At 40.2% G+C, this 2503-nt stretch carries 4 protein-coding genes; all 4 read left to right on the plus strand.

All coding sequences use genetic code 11. The annotated features are described in order from the left end of the window. The first annotated feature begins 206 nt into the window (after positions 1–206). The 4 genes from rplM to JXR81_04970 all read left to right on the plus strand — a co-directional run bounded on the left by rplM (position 207) and on the right by JXR81_04970 (position 2460). Positions 207–632 carry a 50S ribosomal protein L13 gene (gene rplM / locus JXR81_04955; GenBank protein MBN2754198.1) on the plus strand — a complete coding sequence of 142 codons (426 nt, stop codon included), beginning with the start codon at positions 207–209 and terminating at the stop codon, positions 630–632. A gap of 14 nt (positions 633–646) precedes the next feature. After that, a complete protein-coding gene (gene rpsI, locus JXR81_04960; protein MBN2754199.1) occupies positions 647–1036 on the plus strand; it encodes a 30S ribosomal protein S9 in 390 nt (129 codons plus the stop codon). Between the two features lie 85 nt (positions 1037–1121). After that, positions 1122–2057 carry an aldo/keto reductase gene (locus JXR81_04965; protein MBN2754200.1) on the plus strand — a complete coding sequence of 312 codons (936 nt, stop codon included), beginning with the start codon at positions 1122–1124 and terminating at the stop codon, positions 2055–2057. Positions 2058–2073: 16 nt separating this feature from the next. Then, positions 2074–2460: a hypothetical protein gene (locus JXR81_04970; protein MBN2754201.1), complete on the plus strand. Its 387-nt coding sequence runs from the start codon at positions 2074–2076 to the stop codon at positions 2458–2460. Positions 2461–2503 lie beyond the last annotated feature (43 nt).

Consider the following 2503-nt stretch of genomic DNA (forward strand, 5'->3'; position numbering starts at 1 on the left):
AACCGCAAACGACATAATAAGACAAAAAGTTACAAGAGAAACATGGGAAATTTTAACGGTGTTGCATTAAATGTTGCAAGTTGCCAATAATAAAACCGGGACAAATAACTGTTGACAATTATTTGTTAATGTTATATATTTCTTTATCCTTAAAGGGTATGTGAATAAGGAATTTTTTTTATTTGATCAGGAGGATTTTGTTTAAAATGAAGACTTTCATCGCAACAAAGGAAACGGTTCAGAGAAAATGGTACATCGTTGACGCAGACGGTAAAGTTCTTGGCCGCATGGCATCAAGGATAGCATCTGTATTAAGAGGCAAACACAAGGCAACTTACACACCCCAGGTTGACACGGGGGATTTTGTTATTGTTGTAAACGTGGAAAAGCTTATTCTTACAGGAAAAAAGATGGAAAAGAAAGTTTATCAGAGCCACAGCGGTTATCCGGACGGTTTTAAAGAAGAATCGTTTGAAGCGCTTATGGCAAGAAGGCCGGAAAAAGTTCTTGAAGAAGCGGTTAAAGGGATGCTTCCTAAAACCAGGCTTGGCAAGGATATGCTTACAAAATTAAGAATATTTAAAGGCCCAAAGCACACGTATACTTCAATTAAACCGTTAGAACTTAAATAAGGAGGAACCTTAAATTGGCTTCAGTATTATATGGAACAGGAAGAAGAAAGACATCAATAGCTAAAGTATGGGTAAAAAACGGAACAGGTAAAGTTACTGTTAACGGAAAAGACGTAAAGGAATTTTTTAACAGAAGCACGCATATTGACCATTTAATGGAACCGCTGGAAGCAATTACAGCGTCCGGAAAATATGACCTTACATGCAAGACGCTTGGCGGCGGACAGACAGGCCAGGCAGGCGCGATAAGGATGGGCGTTGCAAGGGCCCTTTCAAAAACAGATGAAAACACACACACAATTCTTTCAAAGGGCGGATTTTTAATGCGCGATGACAGAATGGTTGAAAGAAAGAAATACGGTAAAAAGAAAGCCAGAAGGTCTTTCCAGTTCAGCAAACGTTAATCTTAACTTTAACATACAAAGCCCGGGTCAAAAGCCCGGGCTTTTTTTTTAACTTAAATTTTAATTTACGGGCATAAGGGGAAAAATGAAATACAAAAAACTTGGAAGCAGTAATCTTGAAATATCCACAATAGGGCTTGGTATGTTTGCCACGGGCGGAGAAGGCTGGAAGTTTGCGTGGGGTCCGCAGGATGACGGCGAAACTATAAATGCTATTAACGCTTCGCTTGACTGCGGAATTAACTGGGTTGATACCGCGCCCGCATACGGGCTTGGACACGCGGAAACCGTCCTTGGAAAAGCAATCAGGGGCAAGCGCGATAAATTATATGTTTTCACCAAGTGCGGAAGGGTATGGGACGATAAAGGAAATTTATCCGCTGTACTTGATAAAGAATCTGTAATTAAAGAGTGCGAGGACAGTTTAAGAAGGCTTGATATTGACTGCGTTGATTTGTATCAGATACACTGGCCGCAGCCTGACGAGAAAATTGAAGAGGCATGGGAAGCAATTGACAGGCTTGTAAAGGCCGGCAAGATAAAATACGCCGGTGTTTCAAATTTTAATACCGCGCAGATGAAACGTATAATGGACATTGCGCCAATAACATCGCTGCAGCCGCCTTACAGTTTAATGCGCCGCGAACCGGCGTCGGATTTTAAGTTCTGTGAAGAGAATAATATAGGAATAATAGTTTACAGCCCGATGGCAAAAGGGTTATTATCAGGCAAGTATAATAAGCAGAATGTATCTGCATTTCCCGAAACTGACCACAGAAAAAATGATGATATGTTTAAGGGCGATAATTTAGAAAAAGCTCTGCGCTTGGTTGAACTGATGAAACCGATGGCAGTTATCAGAGGATGTGATGTCTCCAATATCGCGGTGACGTGGACTCTTACAAATAGCGCTGTCACAGGCGCTATCTGCGGTGCGCGCAGCGCCGTGCAGGCAAAGACAAATGCGGTATCCGCGGATATAGAACTTACTGCTGAAGAAATTAGTTTATTAAACGGCTGATATAAAAGGAGAATTTATGGCATCGTGGGGAACGGCAATTTCCGCAAATGACACATATGAGACAATAAGAGACGCTTTTTTTGAGCAATATGATGACGGCGCGGAAGTAAAAGATATTACGGACAGTATTTTAAAAGAATATAAAGAGCTTTCCGAAAATCCGGAAGAATCCAATAACTTCTGGTTTGCTATAGCTAAATTCCAGTGGGAATGCAAAGCGCTGGATAAAGAGATATTTGAAAGGGTTAAGGGGATAATAGAATCAGGCACTGACATTGAATTGTTGAAGAAAACAGAAGATGTAATTGAAGAGGATATATTAAGGAGGGAGAGGATTTTAAGAAAGTTTCTTGAAGAACTGTCATCTGAAAAATTTACGGCAAGGAAAAGAAAAAATATTTGATAATGGTGAATTAATATAACGTTATATGTGATGTATAATTGAT

This window comes from Candidatus Goldiibacteriota bacterium (genome assembly GCA_016937715.1).
Lineage (GTDB): Bacteria > Oederibacteriota > PGYV01 > PGYV01 > PGYV01 > PGYV01.